Here is a 25,749-nt window from a genome sequence, read left to right as displayed (position 1 = left end):
TACGCATTTTCTGGACGTAAAACCGCTACGCACTTTTACTGGAAATGCTCTAATGGAAATTGCGGGAAATGACCTTTATCCGCTCCACCTCATCTCCATCCTGGGTCGCAGGCGGTGGGCGTTTCCTGATGTTGCGATGATCGTCCGGCGGAATACCGTGGTGGAACTCGTCGCCGCGCCCATGCGGCAGAGGAAAGGGGTGGTTGCGCTCACCCACGCTTGCCAGCGCCTCTGACAGATCGGTCAGCCGGTGTGCGACCAGATGCACCACCTCGCCTTCCCGTTGGATCTTGCCGTAAATGCCGACCATCCCGGCGGAAAGCACCACGCGCCGGTATTTTTCGAAGGTCTTTACCCACAGAACCGCATTGGCAATACCCGTCTCATCCTCCAGAGTCATGAAGATCACTCCCTTTGCCGAGCCTGGGCGCTGGCGCACCAGAACCAGCCCCGCCGTTTCCAGCCACGTTCCATCACGGACGCGCACCGCCTCCGCGCAGCTGACGATGCGCCGGCGGGAAAGATCGCGCCGCAGGAAGGACATGGGGTGTTCGCGCAGGGTCAGCCCCACATGACCATAATCCTGCACCACCTCGCCGCCATCAGTCATGGGCCGCAGCGCGACGGAGGGTTCGGAAAGCTCATCCACCACAGCGTTTTCCCGACTGGCAGCGGCAGCAAAAAGCGGCAGCGGCTCATCCCGCAACGCCTTGATGGCCCACAGCGCCTCGCGTCTGGAAAGCGACAGCGACGGCAGAAATGCATCGGCTTCGGCGAGACAGACTAGGGCAGCGGCGGGAACACCTGCCCTCCGCCAGAGATCGTCCACGGAAACGAAATCGCGATCCTGACGGCAGGCGACGATTTTTGCTGCATGATCGTTGGAAAGCCCCTTCACCATGCGCAGGCCAAGCCGCACGGCGTAGCGCTCTTTACCATTCGCATTCTTCTTGCCCGTGGGCTCCAGCGTGCAATCAAAACGGCTGTTGTTGACGCAAACCGGGCGAACCTCCACCCCATGATCGCGCGCATCGCGCACGATCTGCGCCGGGGCGTAAAAGCCCATGGGCTGCGAATTCAGAAGCGAGGCACAGAAAATATCCGGATGATGGCACTTCAGCCATGCGGAAGCATAGGCAATCAGCGCGAAGGACGCCGCGTGGCTTTCCGGGAAACCATAACTGCCGAACCCTTCTAGCTGTTTGAAGATGCGTTTGGCGAAGTCCTCGTCATAGCCGCGTTCCACCATGCCATCGATCAAATCCTGCTGGAACTTGGAGATCGTGCCGACATTCTTGAAAGTCGCCATCGCGCGGCGCAACTGGTCCGCCTTGCCGGGAGAAAAACCGGCGCAGTCGATGGCAATCTTCATGGCCTGCTCTTGGAATAGCGGGACACCCAGCGTCTTTTCGAGAATATTTTTAAGCTCTGGTTTTTCATATCGAACGGGCTCTTTTCCCTGACGGCGCCGCAAATATGGATGGACCATATCTCCCTGAATGGGACCGGGACGAACGATAGCGACCTGAATAACAAGATCGTAAAATTCGGCAGGCTTCAAACGCGGCAACATCGACATCTGCGCCCGGCTTTCGATCTGGAAAGTGCCTAACGTGTCGGCTTTTTGGATCATTGCAAATGTTGCAGGATCATTCGGTGGCATCGCGGCAAGATCGTATTTTTCTCCTGTACGAGCCTCCAGCAGGTCGAAGCCACGCTTCATGCAGGAAAGCATTCCAAGCGCCAAGCAATCCATTTTCATGAACCGGACGATATCGATATCGTCCTTATCCCATTCAATGATCTGTCGACCGTCCATGGCGGCTGGTTCAATTGGCACGAGCTCATCCAGCCTATCATGGGAAAGTACGAAGCCGCCCGGATGCTGGCTGTGATGGCGCGGTGTGCCAACAAGCTGGTTGGCAAGCTCGAAAGCCAGTTTAAGGCGACGATCCTCCATATTGAGGTTCAGTTCCTTCACCTCTTTTTCGCCCACTCCTTCGCTCCAGCGCCAGACTTGCGAGGACAGAAGTTTGGTCAAATCCTCCGGCAGACCTAGTACCTTACCAACATCTCGCAATGCCCCTCGACCACGGTAGCGGGTGACGACTGAACAAAGCGCCGCTTTATCGTGGCCATAGTTTTTGTAGACCCATTGAATAATCTCCTCACGACGCTGATGCTCGAAATCCACATCGATGTCAGGCGGTTCACCCCGGTTTTCGGAAACAAAACGTTCAAAGACGAGATTGCTGAAACGAGCAGGATCAATGGCAGTGATACCAAGTACAAAACAGATAACCGAGTTTGCCGCAGAACCGCGTCCTTGGCACAAGATATCCATTTTGCGAGCCTGTCGGACGATAGCACTCACGGTCAGGAAATAGGGCGCATATTGCAATCTGCCGACAACATCCAACTCATGATGCAGCGCCTTTTCAACCTTCTCCGGCAGACCATCCGGATAACGCCCCGGCACCGCTTCCCAGACGAGCTTTTCCAACGCCTGTTGCGCCGTCAGCCCCGGCAGGCTGCGCTCTTCAGGATATTGATAGACCAGCTCCTTCAACGAAAAGGTGCAACGCTTCGCGATTTCGAGGCTGCGGGCCAGTGCTTCCGGGTAGCTAGCAAACAGCCGGTGCATTTCCTGAGGCGGCTTCATATAGCGGTCGGCATGCCGCTCGCGCCGGAAACCCGCCTCGTCAATGGTGCAATTGTGCCGGATGCAGGTAACGACATCCTGCAGCATGCGACGCTCGGGCACATGAAACAGCACGTCATTGGTAACAACAGTCGGCACATCAGCGGCTGCAGCCATATTCGACAATTCGAAAAGCCGCATCTGGTCGTTGGGTCGTCTTCGCAGGCTCAGCGCCATATAGGCCCGGTCAGCAAAAGCAGCTTTCAACCGGCGCAGGCGAAGCGCGCAGAGATCGTCAGCCAGATCGGCGAGCAGCACCACGATAAGGCCTTCGCCATAAGCTACGAGATCGTCCCATGTGAGCCGACACTTACCCTTGCCACCCCTCTTCTTGCCGACGGAAAGCAGCCGGCAAAGCCGCCCGTAAGCCGGGCGATCCATGGGATAGACAAGCACGGAAAGATCGTCATCCAGATCGAGCCGGCAGCCGATGACGAGCCGGATGCCATGATTATCGGCCGCTTCATAAGCGCGGGGAATGGCCGCAAGGCTATTGCGATCGACTATGCCGAGTGCCTCGATACCGAGATTTTTTGCCTGTTCGAACAGTTCATCACAGGAACTTGCACCGCGCAGGAAGGAGAAATGCGTGGTCACCTGAAGCTCGGCATAGCGCGGCGTGCTCATGCGAAGACCCCATGGATGAACCAGCCCTGCGAGCCCGTCTCGGTATGTTCGCCATCACCGGAGCGGAAAATCCAGAAACGCTCGCCGCTTTCGTTTTCGACAGTGAAATAATCGCGCACGGCGGCCTTTTCGCGGTCGCGTTTCCACCATTCGCCAAACACCCGTTCCGGCCCATCAGCGCGCCGCACATTATGGCGCACGCCTTTCCAGATGAAATAACGCGGCGGATGATCCGGAAGCAGCGCCAGAGTTTCGATGGGTTCCGGCCTTGCAAAAAGCCTGACCGGGCGCGGCCAGTGGCAAGGCCAGCCGAGCGTATCCTCAGGTGCCAGCGCCGCAACGCTGGCAAGAGAACGTTCCGGCACGTCGCTTGCCACCGCCGCATAACGATATACCCTGTGGCCACGATTGAGGATGACATCGACCGTATCGGCGATTTCCGCACGCCCTTCCTCCAGAAGCGAGGACCGGGCCTGCGCGGCGACAAGCGGCTCGGCATGGGTGGCGGTCAGCACCATCATCTCGATGCCAAAGCCGGGATCGATGGTGTCGATACGGTCGGTCAGAAGCCGGACAAGCTGTTTGGCATCACGCACCGGTCTGGAGGTGCCGGCCCGCACGGCCTGCAAGCCGCTATCCACCCGGTGCAGCACCAGATCGACGCGACGTGCGCCAAGGCCGCGCTTTTCCAGCGAGACGCAAAGCTCAGCAACCAGCTTTTGCACATAGCGGGCAATTGTCTCCGCCGCCGCGATCGGCTCGGGAAAGGCGCGGCGCACCTCCACCAGTTCGGCAATGCGCACCGGCTCGATAGGTTCGCCAGTCTCGCCGAAAGCCTGGGTGAGCCGCCTGACCACTTCCGGGCCGAAACGCAGGGTCAACGGCGCCCGTGGAGCCTCGGCAAGTTCGCCTATGGTGCGAAAACCGAGCACCTTCAATCCGGAAACGATACGCTCCTCCAGCCTGAGCGCCACCAGCGGCAGCCCGCTGATCGCAGCCCGCTGCCCGCCCGGCGATACGATGCTGATCTCCTCACGGCCAAACCGGGCAAGCGCATGGGCCGCCCCCCAGCTATCGGCAATGGCAGCGCGGGCGGCGAAGCCTGCGGTATGCAGGCAGTTCACCATGCCGCTCAACATCAGCGTCTCATTGCCGTGCAGATGGTCCGCACCTGCCGTATCCAGCACCAGCCCATCAGGCGGATCTGCGGCGACGATCGGGGCATAGATACGCAGGAAATGAAAAGCGAGTTGTTGCAGGGCGCGGGCATCCGCCGCCGCATCCATATCCTCGACAACGAGATCCGGCACCAAAGCCTGCGCCTTGCTGACGGGTGTGCCGGGCCGGATGCCCGCCGCCTTTGCTGCCTTGTTCAGCGCCAGCACCAGGCGGCGGCTGCCCTGACGGCCGATCATGACCAGCGGCTTTTCAACCGGCGGCGCGTTCTGCCCCGAAAGACGCCGGTAGCGATCCGTCGGCCATGTCGGCAGGTAAAGCGAGACGACCCTTTGCATCACAGGCTTCCACTTCAAATGCAGCGCTTTGGCCGCCGCGACATCGCAAAAGTTCCAGAAACCAGCGTGGCCTGCCGACCCCCGGCACCGGCAGGGGCGAAGATGGCCGGACAGAGACACGCCAGCGGGTTACAGCGGCCGTCGGCTCGCCAAACAACGCCGCATCGGCCGGGCGCCGGAAGCGTCGAATGGCGATGCCGGTGACACCAGAGGTTTCCGCCGCCAGTTGCAACCGTCGCGAGGCATTCATCGGCAACTTCGCAAGCTCGCCCATCACGGCGCCAAAACCGTTGCAGCGCAAGCCTTCCTCGAAACAGTCGAGCACGCCTTTCTCATCGCGGCATTCGACGATGATGACGCGGTTCTGCGACAGGCCCGCCTGCGTCAATCCCGGCATGAACAGATCCCTGCGGGTAACACACCATAAGACCTTGCCGGACAGCCTTGCTGCCACACCGGCCGCAAAAAGCGCCGCTGCCGCACCATCGGCGGCGCCATTGCCGCCGCCGCTCACCTCATGCAGGCAACCGAGCTTCAGCCCGCCTCCAGGCAAATGGTGATCGATGGCATCCACGCCGAAAGGCAAGGCCTCGTGCAGGCGGTGAGGACCGCCACCGATCCTTTCCAGCCTTTCACGCAGCTCTTCGACAACGAGCAACTGTTCCGCGCGCTTTTGCATGGCATGACAGGTTTCAATTCCGGTTTTTCAGTTTTATTGTTCCTGTTTTGTTCTTATTTCAGCAAAGAGTCAAGCAATGCTGTGCGGCTCTTCAACAGGTTTGCGCGGGAAGAGAGGGATTATGGCCTTGCGGCCATGTGTACCACCGTTAAAACGGATTATCCGGTCGGCCTCTCCCTTTTTGCGGATAATTGACGCGCCGGACATCAGGGTTTGGAGGAAACCGCCGATGATCGCCAGCATTCTGATTGCCGTGGTTGCGGCCATCCATGTTTACATCACCATTCTGGAAATGCTGCTGTGGGAAAAGCCGGCCGGCCGCAAGGCCTTCGGCCTCTCTGCGGATTTTGCGCGACAGACGAAGGTGCTTGCCGCCAATCAGGGGCTTTACAATGGTTTTCTGGCAGCCGGATTGATCTATGGGCTCACGCAGGGCGATGAAAGACTGAGTTTCAAGGTCTTCTTCCTCACCTGTGTCCTGATAGCCGGCATTTTCGGCGCCATTACCGCCAATATGAAAATCCTGTTCATTCAGGCTTTGCCGGCATTGTTTGCGCTCGGCTTCCTTTGGATCGGAGTATGAACCTATGACCGCATGGAACGATCTCCGCGCAAAAGACGCCCTCAACCGCATATTTATGGCGGCAGTGGCGAGTGCCGATCCCGCAAAGGTGCTGCAACATCATCTTCCTTCCCCGCCCAAGGGCAGGTGCGTGGTGGTAGGCGCGGGCAAGGCCTCGGCTGCCATGGCCGCAGCGCTTGATAAGGCCTGGGCGGATGTGAACCTCTCCGGTATCGTCGTAACCCGTTACGGTCATGCCGTTCCGGCCGGGCGCATCGAAATCATCGAGGCCTCCCATCCCGTGCCCGACGACATGAGTGCGGAAGCGGCAAGACGCATTCTTGCCGCCGTTGAAGGGCTGACCGCAGACGACATGGTGATCGCGCTAATTTCCGGCGGCGGTTCGGCACTGATGGTCGCACCTGCCGAAGGCATGACGCTTGCGGACAAGATGGCCGTCAACCGCGCGCTTCTCGCCAGCGGTGCGACGATTTCCGAGATGAATGCCGTGCGCAAGCACCTCTCCCGCATAAAGGGCGGACGACTGGCGCTGGCCGCCAAACCGGCCAGAGTGGTTTCGCTGTTGATTTCAGACGTACCGGGCGACGATCCCTCCGAAATCGCTTCCGGCCCCACGGTTGCCGATCCGAGCGATATCAACAATGTGCGGGAAATCGTCTCCCGTTATGCGCTCGATCTTCCCGAGAATGTGCGCAAAGTGCTGGAAAAGGGCGAGGAAACGCCGAAGACAGGCGATATAGAAGAGGACATCAGGCTGATCGCGACACCCTCGCTCGCCCTACAGGCGGCGGCGGACGAGGCGGTGAGGCTTGGCCTTACGCCGCTCATCCTCGGGGATTCGCTGGAGGGCGAGTCAAAGGATGTCGGCGCGGTGATGGCGGGTATCGCCCTCTCCGCCAGCCGCAAGGGCCTGCCAGTCAAAGGCCCGGCCGTGCTGCTTTCCGGCGGAGAAACCACGGTGACGATCGGCAAAGGGCTGGCCGGCAAGGGTGGGCGCAACACGGAATTTCTGCTGAGCCTTGCACTGACGCTGAAGGGTGCAGACGGTATCTGGGCCATTGCCGGCGATAGCGACGGCATAGACGGCGTTGAGGATGCGGCAGGCGCACTGGTGACGCCCGATACGCTTGCGCGTATGCGCAACGCCGGTGCCGATCCGCGCCAGTCGCTGGTGGGACACGACAGCTACACCGCCTTCAAGGCGGTTGGCGACCTTGTCGTTACCGGTCCGACGCTGACGAATGTGAATGATATCAGGGCGATTTTGATCGGGTGAAAGCAGGAGAGTTCGAGCCTGTTATGGCCTTGCGGTGCGCATCGTTGAAGGTGGCTGTTTTGACTATACCGTCGGACAGGTATAATCTGGTGGCCTGTCTTTTGGAGCCTCAGCCATGCGTTTTGGAGTGCTCGTAATTGGTCTAGCCCTGGCCCTGATCCCCACCTTGGCGGATGCCCACAATTGCAAATGCCGAAATCGCGGTGTCATGTTCGAACTCGGCCAGACATCCTGCCTGAGGGTCGATGGCGGCTCCTATCTCGCGCGCTGCGAAATGAAACTCAACGTCTCATCCTGGACGAGAATACAGGACGGTTGCCCCGTGACTGAACGAATGCAGCAGCAGATGACACGCGCAAATTGATCACGTCTTCAGGTGGGTCGTGAGGGGAAGCAGGCAGAGATATGCCGAGAGCTTGCCCCCTCATCCGGCCCTTCTCCCCCCAAGGGAGAAGAAATGCGCCGCGACGCCATGTCGATCTTACAGCTTCACCCAGCCGCCATTCTTTTTACCGGATTCGATGCAGGCGGTGACAAAAGCAACGCCTTTGACACCGTCATCGACGGTCGGATAGGTGACCGCCTTGTCGAGCTCCGAACCGGTGCGGCGGGCTTCGATGGCGTGTGCCGCTTCGGTATAGATGGTCGCGAAGGCTTCGAGATATCCTTCCGGATGGCCCGAGGGAATGCGCGTGACACGCGCGGCCGCGGCACCGGCGCCAGCACCGCCGCGGGTGATGAGCTGTTTCGGCTCGCCAAGCTTCGTGAACCAGAGATAGTTCGGATCAGCCTGCGTCCACTCGATGCCTGCCTTGTCGCCGTAAACGCGGACCTTCAGCCCGTTTTCATGCCCGACAGCCACCTGGCTGCACCAAAGCAGGCCCTTGGCTGGTTGCTTGCCGTCCTTTGGCTTGAAGCGCAGCATCACATGCGCATTGTCGTCCAGACGGCGACCTTCCACGAAGGTATGTACATCCGCTGCCAGTTCATCGGCTTCCAGACCGGAAATGAAGCAGCCGAGATTATAGGCATGGGTGCCGATATCCCCTGTGGAGCCGCCGACACCGGATTGCGCCGGATCGGTGCGCCAGACGGCCTGTTTCGCACCGGTCTGCTCCAACGGCTCAGCCAGCCAATCCTGCGGATATTCCATCTGCACCAGGCGGATGTTCCCGAGCGCACCGGTTTCCACCAGTTCACGCGCATGCCGCACCATAGGATAACCGGTGTAGTTATGGGTGAGGATGAATAGTGCGTCCGCCTTGTCCGCCACGTCCTTCAGCTTTTTGGCATCTTCCAGATTGGAGGTCAGCGGCTTGTCGCAGATGACATGGATGCCGCGTTCCAGAAACGCCTTCGCCGCAGGATAATGTACGTGGTTGGGCGTGACGATCGCTACCGCCTCGATACCATCCTCGCGAAGCGCTTCCTTCTCTGCCATTTCTTCGAATGACCCATAGCAACGCTCTGGAGCAAGCCCGAGTTCGCGGCCGGAGGCGAGGGATTTTTCCGGTGTCGAGGACAAGGCCCCGGCCACGAGATCGAAGCGGTTGTCGAGCCGCGCGGCCATGCGGTGAACGCCGCCGATAAATGCACCCGAACCGCCACCCACCATGCCCAGGCGAATCCGCGTGTTCGCCTTGTCGGTTGTCTTTCCTTCAATAGCCATAATGTCTCCTCGGCATTTTCTAAGCGCATTCCCACACGGAAAACGGCTTCACACTTTTCCTGGAAATGCTTTTAAAGCCCAAGCATGCGCCGGTTGGCCGCATCATCGGTGCCGGCAGATGCGAAATCATCAAAGGCTTTTTCCGTGACGCGGATGATATGGTGCTTGACGAACTCGGCCCCTTCCCGGGCACCGTCTTCAGGATGTTTCAGCGCGCATTCCCATTCAACCACTGCCCATCCGTCGAAATCACTGGCAGCCATTTTCGAGAATACCGCACCGAAATCCACCTGCCCGTCACCCAGCGAGCGGAAGCGGCCCGCACGGTTGACCCAACCCTGATAACCGCCATACACGCCCTGGCGGCCGGTCGGATTGAACTCAGCGTCCTTGACGTGGAACATCTTGATACGGTCTTTGTAGATGTCGATATTGTCAAGATAATCAAGGCATTGCAGCACATAATGCGACGGGTCGTAGAGCATGTTGGCGCGCTTGTGGTTCTTCACACGCTCCAGGAACATCTCGAAAGTCACGCCATCATGCAGATCTTCGCCGGGATGGATTTCGTAGCAGACATCCACGCCCTGCTCATCGGCGTAATCGAGGATCGGCGTCCAGCGTCTTGCCAGCTCGTCAAAGGCGGTTTCCACCAGACCGGCCGGGCGCTGCGGCCACGGATAGATGAAGGGCCAGGCAAGAGCACCCGAAAAGGTCGCATGTGCGTTAATGCCGAGATTTCTCGAAGCCTTCAGGGCAAGCTTCACCTGTTCCACCGCCCATTGCTGGCGAGCCTTCGGATTGCCGCGCACTTCAGGTGCTGCAAAACCATCGAAGGCTTCGTCATAGGCGGGGTGAACGGCAACCAGCTGGCCCTGCAAATGGGTGGAAAGCTCGGTTACCTCGATGCCGTTCTGGCGGGCGACACCCGCAAATTCATCGCAATAATCCTTGGATTCCGCAGCCTTTTTCAGATCGATCAACTGCCCGGCCCAGGTGGGAACCTGCACGCCGGCATAACCCTTTTCTGCCGCCCATTTGGTAATGCCGTCCCATGTATTGAAAGGCGCAGCATCACCGGCAAACTGACCGAGAAAAAGACCCGGTCCCTTGATCGTTTTCATAAAAATCTCCTCCTGTATCGATACAGTTCAGCGGTAAAACCGCTTTGGCTCCCAATTTGCCAAGCTAACCGCTCATAATTTTCAGACAAGCCCCAAATGCCGGGGAGCGAGAGAATTTCGTTATTCCACTAAAAAACGAAACACGTCTAAAGCGCCAGACCGCTTGCCCTGTCGAACACATGTACACGCTCGTGATGCACGGTGGCGGCAAAGGGGGTGTTGACCTTGACCAGTTGCTCGCCATCCACCACCGCCGTAACCTGATCGCCCGCCAGTTCGAAGACCACATGCGTCTGCGCGCCTGTCGGCTCGACCAACACCGTCCTGCCGGACAGCGAAATATCGCCGCCGACGGTCGAACCGATATGTTCCGGTCTCAATCCGATCGTCACCGACTGGCCGCGCTTGACATTTCTTGAGGCGGCAATGCGGATCGCCGTCCCGTCCTTCAGCCGGGCGGCAGGTTGATCGCCCTCGCCGTCGACCACGCCTTCGATGAGGTTCATGGCCGGCGAGCCGATGAAGGCGGCAACGAAAAGATTGGCAGGTGTCTTATAAAGTTCGAGCGGCGTGCCCTGCTGCTCGATACGGCCGTGATTGAGCACCACCACCCGGTCGGCCAGCGTCATTGCCTCGATCTGATCATGGGTGACGTAGATGGAGGTCGTACCGACTTTCTGATGCAGAGCCTTGATTTCGCTACGCATCTGCACGCGCAGCTTGGCATCCAGATTTGACAGCGGCTCATCGAACAGGAAGACGGCCGGGTTGCGCACCACGGCGCGGCCCATGGCGACGCGCTGGCGCTGGCCACCAGAAAGCTGCGAGGGCTTGCGGTCCAGAAGCTTGCCGAGATCGAGCATGCGTGCGGCTTCCGCCACGCGCTCATCGATGACGTTTTTCGGCTGCCCGGCAAGCTTCAGGTTGAAGCCCATGTTTTCGGCGACCGTCATATGCGGATAAAGCGCATAGGACTGGAATACCATGGCGATATTGCGCTCGCGCGGCGTCATGGAATTGACGACGGTGCCGCCAATGAGGATATCCCCATCGGTGATTTCCTCCAGCCCGGCGATCATGCGCAGCAGGGTAGATTTGCCGCAGCCCGAAGGCCCGACCAGCGCAATGAATTCGCCATCGGTTATATCGAGCGAGATGCCGTGAATGACATCGAGCGAGGCATAGGACTTGCGGATATCCCTAAGTTCGACGGAAGCCATGTTTTGCTCCTTTCAAGTCACGATTTGACGGCACCGGCCGTCAGGCCCGCGATGATGTGTTTCTGTGCGAGGAAGAAGACGATGACGGTCGGCAGGATCGTCAGCGTGATGAAGGCGAGCACGAGCTGCCATTCCGTGCCGAATTCGCCGCGATAGACCATGATGCCGAGTGGCCAGGGATATTTCGATTCCGAGTTCAGCATAATCAGCGGCAGAATGTAGCTGTTCCAGCTGCCGACGAAGGAAACGATCCCAACCGTCGCCACGATGGGTCGTGAGAGCGGCATCGAAATGTGCCAGAAGAAGCGCAGATAGCCGCAACCATCCACGAAAGCGGCCTGAAACAATTCTTCCGGCAGATTGCGGAAGTAATTGCGAAACAGAAGGATGCTCATGCCGAGCCCGAAAGCCACCTGAGGCAGAACCACGCCCCAATAGGTATCGAGCAGACCGAGATCGCGGATGCGGATGAACAGCGGCAGGATGGCGGTCGCCGCCGGGAACATCAGTCCCAGCAGGAAGTAATTCAGCAGGAAAGAAGAGCCGAAGAACTTCACATGCGCAAAGGTGAAGGCGGCCATGGCCGAGACGGTCAGCGTCAAAAAGACCGTCAACAGCGCAATCACCAGCGAATTGAATATCTGCAGCCAGTAGCGTTTGCCAAAGAGGATATCGCCGTAATTGGCCCATTGCCACTCGGCTGGCAAGCCGAACGGGTTGACGCGCAGATCCCCCAGCGTCTTGAAGCCGCCAAGCGCCGTCGTCAGAAGCGGGATGAGCACGATGGCCGCTATCAGGCTCAGCGATATATAAAGATAGAGCTTTGTTTGCAGCGGCATGCGGACGGAAGTGGATGGTTCAGTCATGGCGCATGAAAATCCTTTTGTAACCGAAGGCGAGCGTCACGCAGATAACGAAGAGAACGACACCCACCGCGCTGCCAAGCCCCACCTGCATGCGCATGACGCCGTAGGTGTAGAGAAAGGTGACCATGGTTTGCGTGGAGTTGGACGGACCGCCGCCGGTGAGCGGCATGATCATGTCGAACAGCTGTAGCGAGCCGATCACCGCAAAAAAGACGGACAGACGCACCGTTGAGCCGAGCATCGGCAAGGTGACGTATCGAAACTTCTGCCAGCCGGAGGCGCCGTCGATTTCGGCAGCTTCCAGCACGTTCTTGTCGACGGATTGAAGGCCGGCGATGAACAACATCATGTGGAAACCGAAATACTTCCAGACGATGACGCCAAGCACGGCGTAGATCGCCACATCCTTGTCGGCCAGCACGTAAGGATTGGCGAAGCCGAAGAAATTGGAGATGGCAGCGAAAAGGCCGTAATCGCCATCATAAACGAAGCGCCAGATCAGGCCGGCCGCGACATCCGCAAGGACATAGGGCAGGAAGAAAACCAGCCGAAAGGCAACGACGCCCGGAAGGCGGTGCGCCAGCATCATGGCAAGCCAGATCGCCAGCGGGATCTGGATCAGCACGGAAATCAGGATGATGAGGCCGTTATTGAGCAGAGCCTGAGAAAAGGCGGCATTGCCGAACAGGACCTGGAAATTCTTCAAGCCCACGAAATCGGTCGGCGTGCCGTAACCGTTCCAGCGGTAAAGGCTGTACCATGCCGCCTCGCCCATGGGCAGGATGACGAACAGGGTAAAGAGCAGCAATGCGGGCGGAAGGAAGACCAGCAGGGTCAGCGCACGGTCATGCGCGACTGAGCTTTGCTTGCGCTTCGTCTTCGACGCGCCGCGCGCCGGTATGGACGCAGAAGTCATGGAAATATCCGTCATCTCTATCCGCTTTCATTCAGGCAGATACTGCGGCGCCGCGTCCCGCGCGGCGCCGTCATGGAACCGAAATCAGCGAAGCTCGAAAGCATCCTGAATTTGCTTGGCACCCTCTTCGGCGCTCATCTGGCCGGAAACGATTTCGACGGAGACATCGTTGACCACGCGGCCAACGGCAGCGCCCAGTGTCTGGTCGAAGAAGTTCTGGTGCCAGGTAGAGCTTGCAAGCTGCTTGGCCGAATCCGCCAGCAGCGGGTTCTTGACCGCTCCATCCGCACCCGTCGCAACCGGCAGTATCATGCCCGCAGCCGCCATCTTTTCTTCACTTTCCTTGCTGGTCAGGAAGGTCGCGAAATCGATCGCTTCCTTGGAAGCGTTTTTCGTGACTGCCCAACCATTCAGACCGCCCAGCGTGTCAGTGACTTTGCCAGCACCACCTTCGACGGCGGGAAAGGCGAAGCGACCGATATTGTCTGCCGCAAGGCCTTTGCCGTCACCGGCATTCTTGCGCTGGTTGGCTTCAGTATTGTCAAAGCCCAGGATCATCGCGGCCTTGCCGTCACCGAAGACGCCGAGCGCCTGGGGCCAGGTGGAGCCGAGATAGCCGGGCTGGAAGGGTTCGAGCTTGCCGAACTCGGCCAGTTGCTCGCCCGCCTTGATGATGGAGGGATCCATGAAGCCTTCACCCTCGCCCTTGCGGGCGGCGTCGAACACGCTCTGCCCGCCATTGCGCATGACGAGATAGCTCCAGTAGAAATGGATCGGCCATTTTTCACCGCCACCACCGGCAATCGGAACGATACCGGCTGCCTTGATTTTCTTGACGGTGGCGCCGAGATCGTCCCAGGTCTTGATGTCTTCCGCCTTTACGCCCGCCTTGGCAAACAGCTCCTTGTTATAAAAGAAACTGACGAGGCTGACCTTGTAGGGCACTGCCCAGACCTTGCCGTCAAAGGAGAGGCCGTCGATTGCCGCCGCGTTATAGGCCTGCCGCAGCTTGCCGCCATCGGCATCGAAAACCTCGCTCAAATCCTTGAGTGCGCCGGTTTTTGACTGTTCCTCAAGGACGCCGCCGCCCCAGCTATAAAAGAAATCGGGAACGTCGTTGGACTGCAGCAGGGTAGGCAATTTTGCCTTGAACGCCTCGTTTTCCAGAAACTGCAGTTGCACGTCCACGTCAGGATGTTTGGCCTCATATTCCTTGGCAATCTCCTCCCAGACGGCCACGGCTTTGGGGTCCAACTCCACATGCATCCATTTAACGACCGTTGCGGCCGAGGCGCTTGCGGCGCCGAGCATGAGAGCAATGCTTGTCGTTGTGGCAAAGCCTATCAGCCTGCCGCTCAGGCTTGCGCCTGCGTGCCTAATCGTCATGATCGTGATCCTCCCTCGGGGATTTCCTCATTTATTCCCCAATGCGGATTAATTCACCTTAGCACTCGCTCATTGTCAAGGCGCCATGCCGATTTTTTGAGCGAACGGCTTGACACACCCCTCCCTGACACCGTTATTTAATCCGCAATCCGACATAAATTGGTTTTCGAACCGGCATTGATCGCAGCAGGAACCCATGAAGACCGCAGACCCAGAACTGATGCGCGCGATCAACCGGCTAAGCGTGCTGGACAGCATCCGCCGCCACGGACCGATCTCCCGGGTGGAAATCAGCGAAAGAACGCAGCTTTCCACCACCACCGTATCGGCCATCACCGCATCGCTGCTCGATGACGGGCTTATCCTTACCCGCCATATCGGCGATATCCGCACGGAGGGCGCACGCGGCAGGCCGCGGGTGATGCTGGAGCTGAACCCGGATGCGGCCCGCGTGGTGGGCGCCAAGATTGCGGCAAGCCGCATGGTCTTCGTCGTCACCGATTTTTGCGGCAACGTGCTGTCCACCCTCGCCCTGCCGATCCGTGTAGACCGCCAACCGATCGGCGTCATTGCCGATCTGGTGGAAGACGGGGTGCGGCGTTGCGTGGTCGATGCCGGACTGTCGCTGGAAGATGTGGACATGGTCTGCCTTGGCCTGCCAGGCGTCATCGAACATCGCACCGGCAGGATCCGCAGCAGCCCTATCCTGCGGGAAGTGAACGTCGATTTTGCCGAGGAAATGACCTCACGGCTGAATTCCCCCACCATCATCGAAAGCGACGCCCACGCCATCACGCTTGCCCATCACTGGTTCGGCCATGCGCGCGATCTGGAGGACATGGTGCTGATCTCGCTCGAGCAGACACTTGGGCTTGGCGTGATGCATCAAAACCAGCTGTTTCGTGGTGCAGGCGGCCTCAGCCACAATCTCGGCGACCTCGTGATCGGCCTTGCCAGTGAAGGAACCGTGCGGCTGGCGAGCCAGGCGGGCGAGAACGCCATTCTCGGTTCCCGCCCCGTGGACGGGCGTTTTGCAGAAGCTATCCGGCTTGGTCGCGGCATGCAGCATGCCCATGCGCTGATTGCGGCGGAAGACAACGATCTTATAGCGGCAGCCTTGCGCGCCGGTGCAGCCCTTGGCCTGACGCTTGCCAATATCGTCACGCTGTTTGCGCCGCCACGGGTCATCATCACCGGCTCCAGTCTCGAGCTCGGAGAGCCCTTCATTGCCAGCATCCGCGACAGTTACAACGCCGCCGTGCCGCCATCGCTGGCAGGCGTCGCAGAGCTGGTTTTCGACGTCGCAAGCGACGAACTGTGGGCGCAGGGGGCGGCAGCTGTCGCACTTTACGAGCTTTACGAATCGCCATGGAACACGACAGGGCCGGCGCTCTAGCCGGCAAGGTTGAGAGTGGGCTTAGGCATTTCTGATTTACGGGAGGAAATCACATGAACAAGGTCGGTATCGGCATCATCGGCTGCGGCAACATCTCCAGCGCCTATCTCAAGGCGATGGCGTCGTTTCCCATTCTCGACATTCGCGGACTGGCGGATATGAACGAGGAGGCAGCAAAAGCGCGGGCAGACGAGTTCGGCTTTCAGGCAAGAAGTATCGACGAACTTCTGTATGACCCCTCCGTGGAAATCATCGTCAACCTGACGATTCCCAAGGCGCATGTGGAGGTGGGCCTACGCGCACTTGAGGCGGGAAAACATGCCTATTCGGAAAAGCCGCTCGGCATCAATTTCGCGGAGGGTAAACGGCTTGCGGACGCGGCAAAGGCAAAGGGCCTGCGCATCGGTTCGGCACCGGACACTTTCCTCGGCGGCGGGCACCAGACCGCGCGCCGCCTGATAGACGAAGGCGTGCTCGGCCAGCCGGTTGGCGGAACGGCTACCTTCATGTGCCCCGGCCATGAGCGCTGGCATCCCAACCCCGCCTTTTATTACGAAGTCGGCGGCGGGCCGATGCTGGATATGGGACCCTATTACATCACCGATCTCGTCAACCTGTTCGGCCCGGTCGCCAAGGTGGCAGGTTTCGCCATCGCGCCGCGCAACGAACGCCTCATCACCAGCGAACCTAAGAATGGCGAGAAAATCCCAGTCCATGTCGCCACCCATGTTTCCGGCGTGCTGGCATTCAAGAACGGCGCGGTGGTGCAGGTGGGCATGAGCTTTGATGTGGCGGGCCACAAACATGTACCGCTGGAAATCTACGGAACGGAAGGCACATTGATCGTGCCCGACCCCAATCATTTCGGCGGTGAGGTGCAATTGCTGAAAAAGGGCGGCCAGTTCGAGCCGCAGGCACTGTCTTCGCCCTATGCTGACGGCAACTACCGCTCCATCGGCGTGGCCGACATGGCCCATGCGATCCGCGAAAACCGCCCGCACCGCGCCAATGGCGATCTTGCCTTGCACGTGCTGGAGGTCATGGAAGCCTTCCAGACGGCATCGGACAGCGGCACCACCGTTTCCATCACCACCGAGGTGGAGCGCCCTGCTCCCCTTGAAACTTCGCTGGTCGACGGCCAGCTCGGCAAATAATCCCGAGGAGGAAATAAATGCGCGAAGCACTCATCGTCTGGGGCGGCTGGAGCGGCCACGAGCCGCAGGAATGCGCCACCATCGTCAAGGACATTCTCGAAGAGGATGGTTTCAAGGTCTATGTCGAACACAGCACGGAGGCGTTCGCCGATCCTTCCGTGCATGATCTGAGCCTTGTCGTGCCGATCGTGACAATGTCGAAGATCGAGAAGGAAGAGATCAAGAATCTCACCGCCGCCGTCGAAAACGGCGTCGGCATTGCCGGCTTTCACGGTGGTGCAGGCGACAGTTTCCGCGACTGCGTCGAGTACCAGTTCATGATCGGCGGCCAGTGGGTCGCCCATCCCGGCAATATCATCGACTATCACGTCAACATCACCCGCCCCGACGACCCGCTGATGGAGGGAATTTCCGATTTCCCCTACACATCGGAGCAATACTACATGCATGTCGATCCCTCCAACGAGGTGCTGGCGACGACAAAATTCACCGGCGACCACGCCTGGTGGATCAACGGTGTAGTGATGCCGGTGGTCTGGAAACGCAAATACGGCAAGGGCCGCGTCTTCTATTCGGCGCTCGGCCATCAGGCCAAGGAGTTTTCCGTGCCGCAGATGAAAACCATGTTCCGCCGCGGCGCCAACTGGGCGGCACGTTAAAGCGTGCATTGAGAGGCGGCCAAACAAGGCCGCCTTTTTCTTTATCATCAGCCCCGGATAATCTCTTCCGCAGCCATCGCCACACCCAGAACGTGGTCATCCGTGCCGTGCAGGCCTGATAGCAGCAGGCCAACGGGCATGCCCGCCTCACCCGTGCCGCAGGGAATGGAAACGCCGCAGAGATCGAAGAAGTTGCCGATCTGGGTGTTGCGCAGGGTCTTGGCATTCATGGCAAAGAAGGTCTCATCATTCTCCACAAGCGGTGCGACCTTGGCCGCGACATGAGGCAATGTCGGCGATATCAGCAGCTCATTCTTGCCAATCATGCCCGAAAAAGCCGCCGTCATGCGTTCGCGCGCCTCGATAATGGCGATGTAATCCGGCATGGAGATATTCGCGCCCAGTCTGGCTCGCGCAACCACGCGCGGGTCCATGCGAGCCGCATCAGCACCTTCCAGCCGCGCCTTGTGCAGGGCGAAGGCTTCCGCCGTTACCAGCGCACCCTTTTCCTTGATAAGATCGAATAATTGCGAAAAGACCGGGAATGCCTGCCGCCGTACAGAAGTGCCGGCCCGGGAAAGCCGTTCCACTGCCTGCTCAAAAGCGACCGCGACGCCCTCCTCGATACCATCGAAAAACACTGTTTCCGGCACGACGAGCGACAAGCCGGACAGAGACGCGCGCGCCGCATCAACAGCCGCCTTGCCACGCATGGCGGCATCTACCCACACAGCGTCCTGCACAGTGCGAGTGAGTGGGCCGAGCGAATCGAGACTTTTAGCCAGCGGATAGACGCCGCGCATCGAGTAACGGCCGCGGCTCGCCTTGTACCCCACCACACCGTTGAAGGCGGCGGGAATGCGCACCGATCCGCCGGTATCCGTACCGATTGCCACCGGCACCAGGCCGGCCGCAACCGCGACACCCGCGCCGGAAGAAGAGCCGCCCGGCAGCCGGTGGCCATCCGTGGAAGCGGGATTGCGCGGCGTTCCGTAATGCGGGTTGATGCCAAGGCCGGAAAACGCGAACTCGCTCATATTGGTACGGCCGATGCAGACCATCCCGGCCTCCTTCAGCGCGCTCACCACATCCGCGTCACGGGACGCAGGCGCATCATTCGAAAGCACCGTCGATCCAGCCGTGGTCACAGTGCCTTCGAGATCGAAAAGGTCCTTCCAGGCGACCGGAATGCCGTCGAGCACGCCGCAGGATCGACCCTCGCGAATGCGTTTCAAGGCGCCTTCCGCCTCTGCCATGGCCCGCTCCGCCGTCAAGCCGACAAAGATCGCCCGGTCTTCCGATTTCCCGATTGCATCAAGGGTCTCTTCCGCCAAGGCGCGCGGATCAAGATGGCCGCTCTGGATGAGAATGGAAAGCTGCGCGATGTTTTTGCCCTTGTGAGCCATGATATGTTCCCTGAAACCGGCATGTTACGCACAACATGCCGTTTATCGGCAGCTTGGCAAGGTCAATCGCGGTACCATTGCAACCATAAAGCCCGGTTGATGAGCGCGAAAAGGGGGCCCAATGCATCGGCGTATTTGGCGTCGATGTCCCATCACAAGCCATCGAATATTTCAACCTGAGGTACATATTTTCGGCGCCTTATATAAGCGTCGACTATAAAAAGACGGATTAATTCTTAATCGCATCTAAACTTTGTTGAATTATTTAGCAGACACCATTGAAATACATGCCCTATAAAAATTCCATAAAACAATCATAACGCGACATCGCGGGGGAATATCGCGAATGGAAGAGACTGCCTATCGGGGGATAGATAGACAGACTGAAACCGGTGACACGCTTCGCTCAACGACGCAGCCGGTACCGGGCCGCTTTTCGCGGCGGCGTTCGCTCGCCAGCAAGATAACCCTGATATTTCTCGGCGGCGTAATCTTTTCCTACAGCATCGGGGCGCTCGTCGGCTGGTACATGTTCGTTGCCGCAGCCAGCGAGCAATGGCTCAACCAGGCCCGCGTCAATTCACAGATTGCCAGCGCCACCCTGCGCAGCATCTATACCTATGTTAGCGTCACCGCCGACACGGACGGACAGGTGAACGGCATCTTGACCGACAAACCGATTGGCGACGACGCTTCCATCCTCGTTACGGGCTTCAACCCCAGCGACGTTCTCGCCCTCATCGGTGCGCAGACCAAGAATGCCGTCTGGCTATTCCGCTACGATGAGGCCGATTCCGGATTCCGTCAAATCGCGGCGGCCTTCGACAACGCCACCGACGACGCCGAAAAACCGATTGCCACCGATCCCATCTTCTCCAGAGATGCGGTCGCCGCGCGTTTTGCCACCGGCTTTGCGACGATTGGCGATTCCAGCCATTATATCGGCCTGTTGCCGATCATCAGCACGGAAACGAAAAAACCGATTGGCGCGGTCGCCGTCAGCATCGGCGGTTCGGACGCGCTTTATGGCGCGCAGCGCAAGCTCATCTACAATTCGCTCGTCGCCCTGATCGTTGTTCTGACCGTCACCGGCGTTCTCGTGACGCTGATTGCCAGGCATTTTCTGAAACCCGTTCCGGCGCTGGTGCAGGCGACACTCAGGATCGCCCGTGAGGAAACCGATGTCGTCACGCCGTTTCAGGATCGACGGGACGAGATCGGCGACATGGCCACCGCCATCGAAACCCTGCGGGAGGCCGTTCTGGAACGTGGACGGCTCAGGCAGATACGCGACATGGCGCAGCAACTGGAACATATGGCCCATCATGATGCGCTGACGGGGCTTCCCAACCGCGTGCTCTTGATGAAGACGCTGGAGAACCGTCTCGAACATCTTTCCACGTCAGGCCAGCCGTTCAACGTCATGCTGCTCGATCTCGACCGCTTCAAGGCCGTCAACGATACGTTGGGACACGCGGCAGGCGACGCCCTGCTGGTGGCCGTGGCCTCGCGGATTTCCTCCGTGCTCGGTGAAAACGACATGGTGAGCAGGCTCGGCGGCGACGAATTTGCGATCATACAGGCGGTGAGCGATAATTGTCGCGAGGATGCGGGCGCGCTGGCAAAGCGCGTGGTGCACGCGGTCTCGCGCAGCTTCAGCCTCGAAGGCAGCCATATCAGCGTCGATACCAGCATCGGCATCGCCTGCGCTCCCGATCACGGCAACTCCGCGACCCAGCTTCTGCAACATGCGGACCTTGGTCTCTACCGGGCGAAATCCATGGGATGCGGCTTTTTTGTCTTTTACGAGCCCGGCATGGACATGGCGGCGCAGCACAAGCACGCGCTCGAAATAGACATGAAATCCGCGCTCGAGAACCACGAATTCGAGCTGTACTACCAGCCAGTGGTCAATCTGGAGAGCGGCCGCATTGTCGCCTACGAGGCCCTTGCCAGATGGCGGCACAGCAAGCTTGGCATCATCACGCCGGATCGCTTCATAACGCTTGCCGAAGAAAACAATTTCATCAAACCTCTGGGCGAATGGGTTTTGGCGCAGGCCTGCATGGACGCCATGACCTGGCCCAGGGATATCCGACTTGCCGTCAATCTTTCCGCCGTGCAGCTTTGCAATGACGATATTGTCCCGATCGTTGACGGCGCGCTGAAAGCCTCCGGCTTCCCGGCCGAGCGGCTCGAGCTTGAAGTGACGGAAACGGCAATGCTGGAGCGCGACAACAGCGCCAGGGCTTTAAAGCTGCTGAAGGAAATGGGCGTCCGCCTCGTGCTTGATGATTTCGGCACCGGTTATGCCGGGTTGAGCACGCTGACGCATGTTGCCTTCGACAAGATCAAGATCGACCGCGAATTCGTTTCCGGCTTGCCGGAAAATCCAATGTGCTCGGCCATCGTCAACACCATCATCGACATGGCAGAACAGATCGGCCTGAAAGTCACCGCCGAGGGCGTGGAAGACAAGAAACAGGTCGAGGCCCTCAAGCTTTCCGGATGCGACGAGGCACAGGGCTATTATTTTGCCGAGCCGGCGCCGCTTGCCCGGATACTCAAGAACCGTGCCGTCATCGCCCAAACCGGAAACGACGAATATAGCGACGTCGGACGACCGATGCAGGAAACCTATTACCCGCCACAAAAAGCGATTTGAGAACGCGGCTGACAGCCAAAAGGACATAAAATGCGCATTTCAGTATTTTGCCTTTTCCTCACATGCTTTATCCCCACAGCTCCGGTGCAGGCCGCCGGCGAAGGCGATACGCTTCGGCAGATTGCCAAGACCGCGAAAATCCGCATCGGTTATCGTGAGGCCGAACCGCCGTTTTCCTATCAGCTGCCCGACGGAGAAGTGACCGGCTTCTCGACTGATCTTTGCCGTGCGATCAGCGAGGACATCCGCACGCAACTGAAGCTGGACAAACTCGACATTGAATATGTAAAGGCCACGCCCGCAACGCGGTTCATTCTCGTCCGTAGCGGCAAGATCGATATTGAATGCGCGGCGACGACCAACAACAGCGAACGTCGGAAAATGGTGGATTTCTCCTATCCGAATTTCATGACCGCGACGCAATTTCTCTCCCGTAAACAGGACAATCTAAAGAGCCTTGCCGATCTGGCCGGACGCTCCGTCACATCCGCCTCCGGCACGGTCAACATCGAGCAGCTGAATGCGGTGAACCGCGAAAAGAACCTAAATATCTCGGTGATGCCCACGAAAACCAATGAGGAAGCCTTCGAACTCGTCGTTGCCGGCAAGGCCTCTGCTTTCGTCATGGATGGCATATTGCTGGCGGCGCTGGCGGCAACATCGGAGAATCCCGACCTCTACGCGCTCTCGGACGAAACGCTGAGCGCACCCGAACCGTACGGCCTGGTGTTTCGGCGCAACGACCCGGCCTTCAAGGCGGCGGTCAACGAAAGCCTGCGGCAGATCTTCACCGGTCCCACCATTCACGGCCTTTACGAAAAATGGTTCACCAAACCCATTCCGCCCAATGGCATGAACCTGAACCTGCCGATGACCGCCTCCTTGAAACAAGCCTATGACCATCCGAGCGAATACCGGGACTGAGGGCGTAAAAACCCCAACTCTATTTTATGAAAATGTTTTGACAGATAATTTTGGCTGGAGATGCGCGATGCAGAGATCGACATTGTGGCTCATGCTTGGGGTTTTTAGTCTTTTACCCACCATTGCAGCCGCCGACGAGACCCAACCGCCTACACTCGAAACCATTGCCAGAACCGGCACCATCCGGCTCGGCTTTGCCGACAGAAATCTTCCCTTTTCCTATATGGGAATTGGTCCGGAGCCGATCGGTTACAGCATCGAACTGTGCCTGAAGGTGGCGGATTCCATCAAGAAGAAGTTGGGCCTGCCGGAATTGAAAATCGATTTCGTCAAGCGCACCCCCAGCAACCGCATCACGCTTCTCAATGACGGCACAATCGACATGGAATGCGTGGCGAGTACGAATACGGAGGAAAGACGCAAGGCCGTCTGGTTTTCCTACAGCCACTTCATCACCGGCACGCGTTATGTCGCCCTGAAATCAAGCAACATGACAAGCGTCAGCGATCTTGCCGGGCGAACCGTGGTGGTGACGACGGGAACGATCAATATCAGTCAGCTGAATGTGCTTAACCGCAAACTGGGACTGAACATCGCCGTCCTGCAAAATGACAGTACGGAAGGCAGTTTCGACATGGTGACGGAAGATCGAGCCTCGGCCTTCGTCATGGACGATATTCTTCTGAGGTCCTTCGTCGCTGAAACGGGCAAGCCCGAAGACTATTCCATCTCGAACGAATATCTCGCCCCACCACAGCCCTATGGCCTGATGCTCCGACGGGGCGACACCGCCTTCAAGAACGCCGTCAACGAAGCCCTTGGGAAAATTTATGCAAGCGGCGAAATCAACGCGATCTACGACAAGTGGTTCAACGCGCCGATCCCGCCGAACGGCATAAACCTCAAGCGCCCGCTTCCCGACGATCTGGCCGAGGCATTTAGAATGCCGGTCGATACGACGGCAGAGTAAAGAAAAACGCCGCCCTGCAAGGGGCGGCGGTATTCGGAGAAAACATCACGCGGCGCGCAGGTCGGCGCTCAACGGTATCTCGACATCGATCTCCAGTATGGAGACATGCTCGTCACGATCCATCTTCACATGCACCCGATCGTTATCGATCTGTACATGCTTGGCGATGACGGCGAGAATTTCTTCCCGGAGGACGGCGACGAGATCGGTTCCCGACGACGCCCTTTCGTGGGCAAGCAGCACCTGCAGTCGCTCGCGCGCAAGCGGTGCCGACTTTTGTTTACGGAACAGGCCGAAAATGCTCATGCAGCCCTCCTAGCAAAGATCTTGGAGAAGATACCCCGCTTTTCGCCCGGAATGACCACCGGAATGTCCTCGCCTGACAGGCGGCGGGCAGCGTCGAAGTAAGCCATGGCAGGTGCACAACGGGCATCCGCGAGCGTAACCGGTGCACCGACGTTGGAAGCACGCAGCACATCCGTGCTTTCGGGAATGATACCGAGCAGCGGAATGGAGAGGATTTCCAGAACGTCGTCGACCTTCAGCATGTCGCCACGCTCGGCACGGGCCGAATCATAGCGCGTCAGAAGCAGGTGCTTTTCCATGCGCTCGCCGCGTTCGGCCTTCAGCGTCTTGGAATCGAGCAGGCCGATGATGCGGTCACTGTCACGCACCGAGGAGACTTCCGGATTGGTGACCACGACGGCCACATCCGCATGGCGCATGGCCAACGTCGCGCCGCGTTCGATACCGGCCGGGCTGTCGCAGATGACCCAGTCGAAATGTTTCTTCAACTCGGCGATGACCCATTCCACGCCTTCGGGCGTCAGATTGTCCTTGTCGCGTGTCTGCGAGGCGGGCAGCAGGAACAGCGTCTCAAGGCGCTTGTCGCGGATCAGCGCCTGCGTCAGCTTGGCGTCGCCCTGGATGACGTTGACGAGATCGTAAACCACCCGGCGTTCAGCACCCATGACGAGATCGAGGTTACGCAGTCCGACGTCAAAATCGACAACCACGACCTTCTGCTTGTTCTGCGCCAATGCGGCGCCAAGCGCTGCGGTCGAGGTGGTCTTGCCAACCCCGCCCTTGCCGGAAGTAACAACGACTACCTTCCCCATACGGCTCTCCTGTTCCTGTGTTGTTTTCTCTATGTCGTCAGCCAAGTTTTTCGGCCTTTATCGTATCGTTTTCCAGCCACAGCTGAACGGGCTGGCCGCGCAGCTTGTCGTCAATGTCCTCGGCAACCTTGTAGACGCCGTCGATTGCCAGTAGCTCCGCTTCCAGCTTGCGGCAGAAGATGCGCGCCGAGACATTGCCAAGCGAACCGGCCATGGCACGACCGCGCAACGCCCCGTAAATATGCACCGACCCGCCCGCGATGATTTCCGCACCCGAGGCGACCGAACCGATGACGGTCACATCGCCTTCGGGGAACATGATCGACTGGCCGGAGCGCACCGGCTCGTTGATGACCAGCGACTGGACCACGGCCCGAACCTCGCCCGAAGCGCGCGGCTTTTCTTCCGGCAATTCGGCAGCGATGGCGACGGGCTCGACCTCGACATCTGAAGCGGGCTTTCCGCCCTTCAGCGACGGCGGCATGCCCGGCTCGATCATCGAGGGGCGAACACCTTCGATCCCCATGATGCCGACATTACGTTCCGTCAGCGCTGCCAGCAGAGCCTTCAGCCCTGCCTTGTCCAGCGACAGTTCAGACGCATCCAGAACCACCGGACGCGAAAGGAAGAACCCGGCCGAACGTGCAGCAAGATCATCCAGCCGTTCCAGCCATTGATCGAGCGGAGCTTCAGGGGACAGAACGACCGCGAGGAAGGAGCGGCCTTTGATACGGATCGAACGCTGGTCTGTTAGCACTTTGGTCATCTTGGTAAACAAATCGTTGACAATTAGGTACCTCGAATATGGTTAACAAATGGTTAACAACACCCCTTAAACGACGGTTTCGTTAAGAGAATTCCGCTGCGAAAAATCTCATGCACAACATTCATAAGCT

The 25,749-nt window shown here is 58.9% G+C and carries 23 protein-coding genes; 9 read left to right on the top strand and 14 right to left on the bottom strand.

The window, feature by feature from the left end; all coding sequences use genetic code 11:
- Window positions 1-49: 49 nt before the first annotated feature.
- From ACQZ63_RS09880 to ACQZ63_RS09865, 4 genes are all read right to left on the bottom strand, one after another.
- Window positions 50-3,328 carry an error-prone DNA polymerase gene (locus tag ACQZ63_RS09880; RefSeq protein WP_113555714.1) on the bottom strand — a complete coding sequence of 1,093 codons (3,279 nt, stop codon included), beginning with the start codon at window positions 3,326-3,328 and terminating at the stop codon, window positions 50-52.
- Window positions 3,325-4,842, bottom strand: a complete 1,518-nt coding sequence (locus ACQZ63_RS09875; protein ID WP_448799127.1) for a Y-family DNA polymerase — start codon at window positions 4,840-4,842, stop codon at window positions 3,325-3,327. Before ACQZ63_RS09875 ends, ACQZ63_RS09880 begins: the two co-directional genes overlap by 4 nt.
- On the bottom strand, window positions 4,757-5,521 hold the full coding sequence (locus tag ACQZ63_RS09870; RefSeq protein ID WP_003510711.1) for an ImuA family protein: 765 nt from the start codon (window positions 5,519-5,521) through the stop codon (window positions 4,757-4,759). Before ACQZ63_RS09870 ends, ACQZ63_RS09875 begins: the two co-directional genes overlap by 86 nt.
- Before the next feature lie 69 nt (window positions 5,522-5,590).
- A complete protein-coding gene (locus ACQZ63_RS09865) occupies window positions 5,591-5,764 on the bottom strand; it encodes a hypothetical protein (RefSeq protein ID WP_003510714.1) in 174 nt (57 codons plus the stop codon).
- On the opposite strand from ACQZ63_RS09865, the gene ACQZ63_RS09860 reads away from it, so the two are divergent.
- From ACQZ63_RS09860 to ACQZ63_RS09850, 3 genes are all read left to right on the top strand, one after another.
- A complete protein-coding gene (locus tag ACQZ63_RS09860; RefSeq protein ID WP_003510716.1) occupies window positions 5,751-6,104 on the top strand; it encodes a DUF1304 domain-containing protein in 354 nt (117 codons plus the stop codon). The genes ACQZ63_RS09865 and ACQZ63_RS09860 overlap by 14 nt on opposite strands.
- 4 nt (window positions 6,105-6,108) lie before the next feature.
- On the top strand, window positions 6,109-7,380 hold the full coding sequence (locus tag ACQZ63_RS09855; RefSeq protein WP_003510718.1) for a glycerate kinase type-2 family protein: 1,272 nt from the start codon (window positions 6,109-6,111) through the stop codon (window positions 7,378-7,380).
- A 115-nt stretch (window positions 7,381-7,495) separates the two neighbouring features.
- Window positions 7,496-7,744 (top strand): hypothetical protein, encoded by a 249-nt coding sequence (locus ACQZ63_RS09850; protein WP_038493930.1) that lies wholly within the window; start codon window positions 7,496-7,498, stop codon window positions 7,742-7,744.
- Between the two features lie 117 nt (window positions 7,745-7,861).
- Here ACQZ63_RS09850 and ACQZ63_RS09845 read toward each other — a convergent pair whose 3' ends face one another.
- The 6 genes from ACQZ63_RS09845 to ACQZ63_RS09820 form a co-directional block, all read right to left on the bottom strand.
- A complete protein-coding gene (locus ACQZ63_RS09845) occupies window positions 7,862-9,049 on the bottom strand; it encodes a Gfo/Idh/MocA family protein (RefSeq protein WP_013761506.1) in 1,188 nt (395 codons plus the stop codon).
- A 71-nt stretch (window positions 9,050-9,120) separates the two neighbouring features.
- Entirely contained in the window at window positions 9,121-10,173 is a 1,053-nt protein-coding gene (locus ACQZ63_RS09840; RefSeq protein WP_448799126.1) for a sugar phosphate isomerase/epimerase family protein, read from the bottom strand.
- Window positions 10,174-10,319: 146 nt separating this feature from the next.
- Window positions 10,320-11,393, bottom strand: a complete 1,074-nt coding sequence (locus ACQZ63_RS09835; protein ID WP_003510725.1) for an ABC transporter ATP-binding protein — start codon at window positions 11,391-11,393, stop codon at window positions 10,320-10,322.
- Window positions 11,394-11,410: 17 nt separating this feature from the next.
- The gene (locus ACQZ63_RS09830) at window positions 11,411-12,259 is read right to left on the bottom strand and encodes a carbohydrate ABC transporter permease (RefSeq protein ID WP_003510727.1); all 849 of its coding nucleotides are present in this window, start codon (window positions 12,257-12,259) and stop codon (window positions 11,411-11,413) included.
- Window positions 12,252-13,190 (bottom strand): carbohydrate ABC transporter permease, encoded by a 939-nt coding sequence (locus ACQZ63_RS09825; RefSeq protein ID WP_003510729.1) that lies wholly within the window; start codon window positions 13,188-13,190, stop codon window positions 12,252-12,254. The genes ACQZ63_RS09830 and ACQZ63_RS09825 overlap by 8 nt, the downstream gene beginning before the upstream one ends.
- 69 nt (window positions 13,191-13,259) lie before the next feature.
- A complete protein-coding gene (locus ACQZ63_RS09820; protein ID WP_113555713.1) occupies window positions 13,260-14,561 on the bottom strand; it encodes an extracellular solute-binding protein in 1,302 nt (433 codons plus the stop codon).
- Window positions 14,562-14,757: 196 nt separating this feature from the next.
- Between ACQZ63_RS09820 and ACQZ63_RS09815 the strand changes: the two genes are divergently transcribed.
- Genes ACQZ63_RS09815 through ACQZ63_RS09805 form a run of 3 tightly spaced genes read left to right on the top strand, consistent with a single transcriptional unit; the run spans window position 14,758 to window position 17,770 of the window.
- Complete coding sequence (locus tag ACQZ63_RS09815) at window positions 14,758-15,957, top strand: ROK family transcriptional regulator (protein ID WP_060642279.1); 1,200 nt, start codon at window positions 14,758-14,760, stop codon at window positions 15,955-15,957.
- Between the two features lie 53 nt (window positions 15,958-16,010).
- Window positions 16,011-17,111, top strand: coding sequence for a Gfo/Idh/MocA family protein (locus ACQZ63_RS09810; protein ID WP_113555712.1), 1,101 nt, complete (start codon window positions 16,011-16,013; stop codon window positions 17,109-17,111).
- Window positions 17,112-17,128: 17 nt separating this feature from the next.
- Window positions 17,129-17,770, top strand: a complete 642-nt coding sequence (locus ACQZ63_RS09805; protein ID WP_112674623.1) for a ThuA domain-containing protein — start codon at window positions 17,129-17,131, stop codon at window positions 17,768-17,770.
- 47 nt (window positions 17,771-17,817) lie between these two features.
- On the opposite strand, the gene ACQZ63_RS09800 is transcribed toward ACQZ63_RS09805, so the two are convergent.
- The gene (locus tag ACQZ63_RS09800) at window positions 17,818-19,176 is read right to left on the bottom strand and encodes an amidase (RefSeq protein ID WP_113555711.1); all 1,359 of its coding nucleotides are present in this window, start codon (window positions 19,174-19,176) and stop codon (window positions 17,818-17,820) included.
- A gap of 346 nt (window positions 19,177-19,522) precedes the next feature.
- Here ACQZ63_RS09800 and ACQZ63_RS09795 point away from each other — a divergent pair, with 346 nt between their 5' ends.
- The 3 genes from ACQZ63_RS09795 to ACQZ63_RS09785 all read left to right on the top strand — a co-directional run bounded on the left by ACQZ63_RS09795 (window position 19,523) and on the right by ACQZ63_RS09785 (window position 23,735).
- Entirely contained in the window at window positions 19,523-21,841 is a 2,319-nt protein-coding gene (locus tag ACQZ63_RS09795) for an EAL domain-containing protein (protein WP_003510743.1), read from the top strand.
- 30 nt (window positions 21,842-21,871) lie between these two features.
- On the top strand, window positions 21,872-22,765 hold the full coding sequence (locus ACQZ63_RS09790) for an amino acid ABC transporter substrate-binding protein (protein WP_013761515.1): 894 nt from the start codon (window positions 21,872-21,874) through the stop codon (window positions 22,763-22,765).
- Window positions 22,766-22,832: 67 nt separating this feature from the next.
- Entirely contained in the window at window positions 22,833-23,735 is a 903-nt protein-coding gene (locus ACQZ63_RS09785) for an amino acid ABC transporter substrate-binding protein (RefSeq protein WP_003510747.1), read from the top strand.
- A 45-nt stretch (window positions 23,736-23,780) separates the two neighbouring features.
- Here ACQZ63_RS09785 and minE read toward each other — a convergent pair whose 3' ends face one another.
- Genes minE through minC form a run of 3 tightly spaced genes read right to left on the bottom strand, consistent with a single transcriptional unit; the run spans window position 23,781 to window position 25,619 of the window.
- Complete coding sequence (gene minE / locus ACQZ63_RS09780; protein WP_003510750.1) at window positions 23,781-24,041, bottom strand: cell division topological specificity factor MinE; 261 nt, start codon at window positions 24,039-24,041, stop codon at window positions 23,781-23,783.
- Window positions 24,038-24,853: a septum site-determining protein MinD gene (gene minD, locus ACQZ63_RS09775; RefSeq protein ID WP_003510752.1), complete on the bottom strand. Its 816-nt coding sequence runs from the start codon at window positions 24,851-24,853 to the stop codon at window positions 24,038-24,040. Before minD ends, minE begins: the two co-directional genes overlap by 4 nt.
- 37 nt (window positions 24,854-24,890) lie before the next feature.
- Window positions 24,891-25,619 carry a septum site-determining protein MinC gene (gene minC / locus ACQZ63_RS09770; protein ID WP_003510754.1) on the bottom strand — a complete coding sequence of 243 codons (729 nt, stop codon included), beginning with the start codon at window positions 25,617-25,619 and terminating at the stop codon, window positions 24,891-24,893.
- Between the last annotated feature and the right edge of the window lie 130 nt (window positions 25,620-25,749).

The sequence above is a fragment of the Agrobacterium sp. CG160-95 genome (genome assembly GCF_053521725.1).
This window is presented reverse-complemented; position numbering and strand designations above follow the sequence as displayed.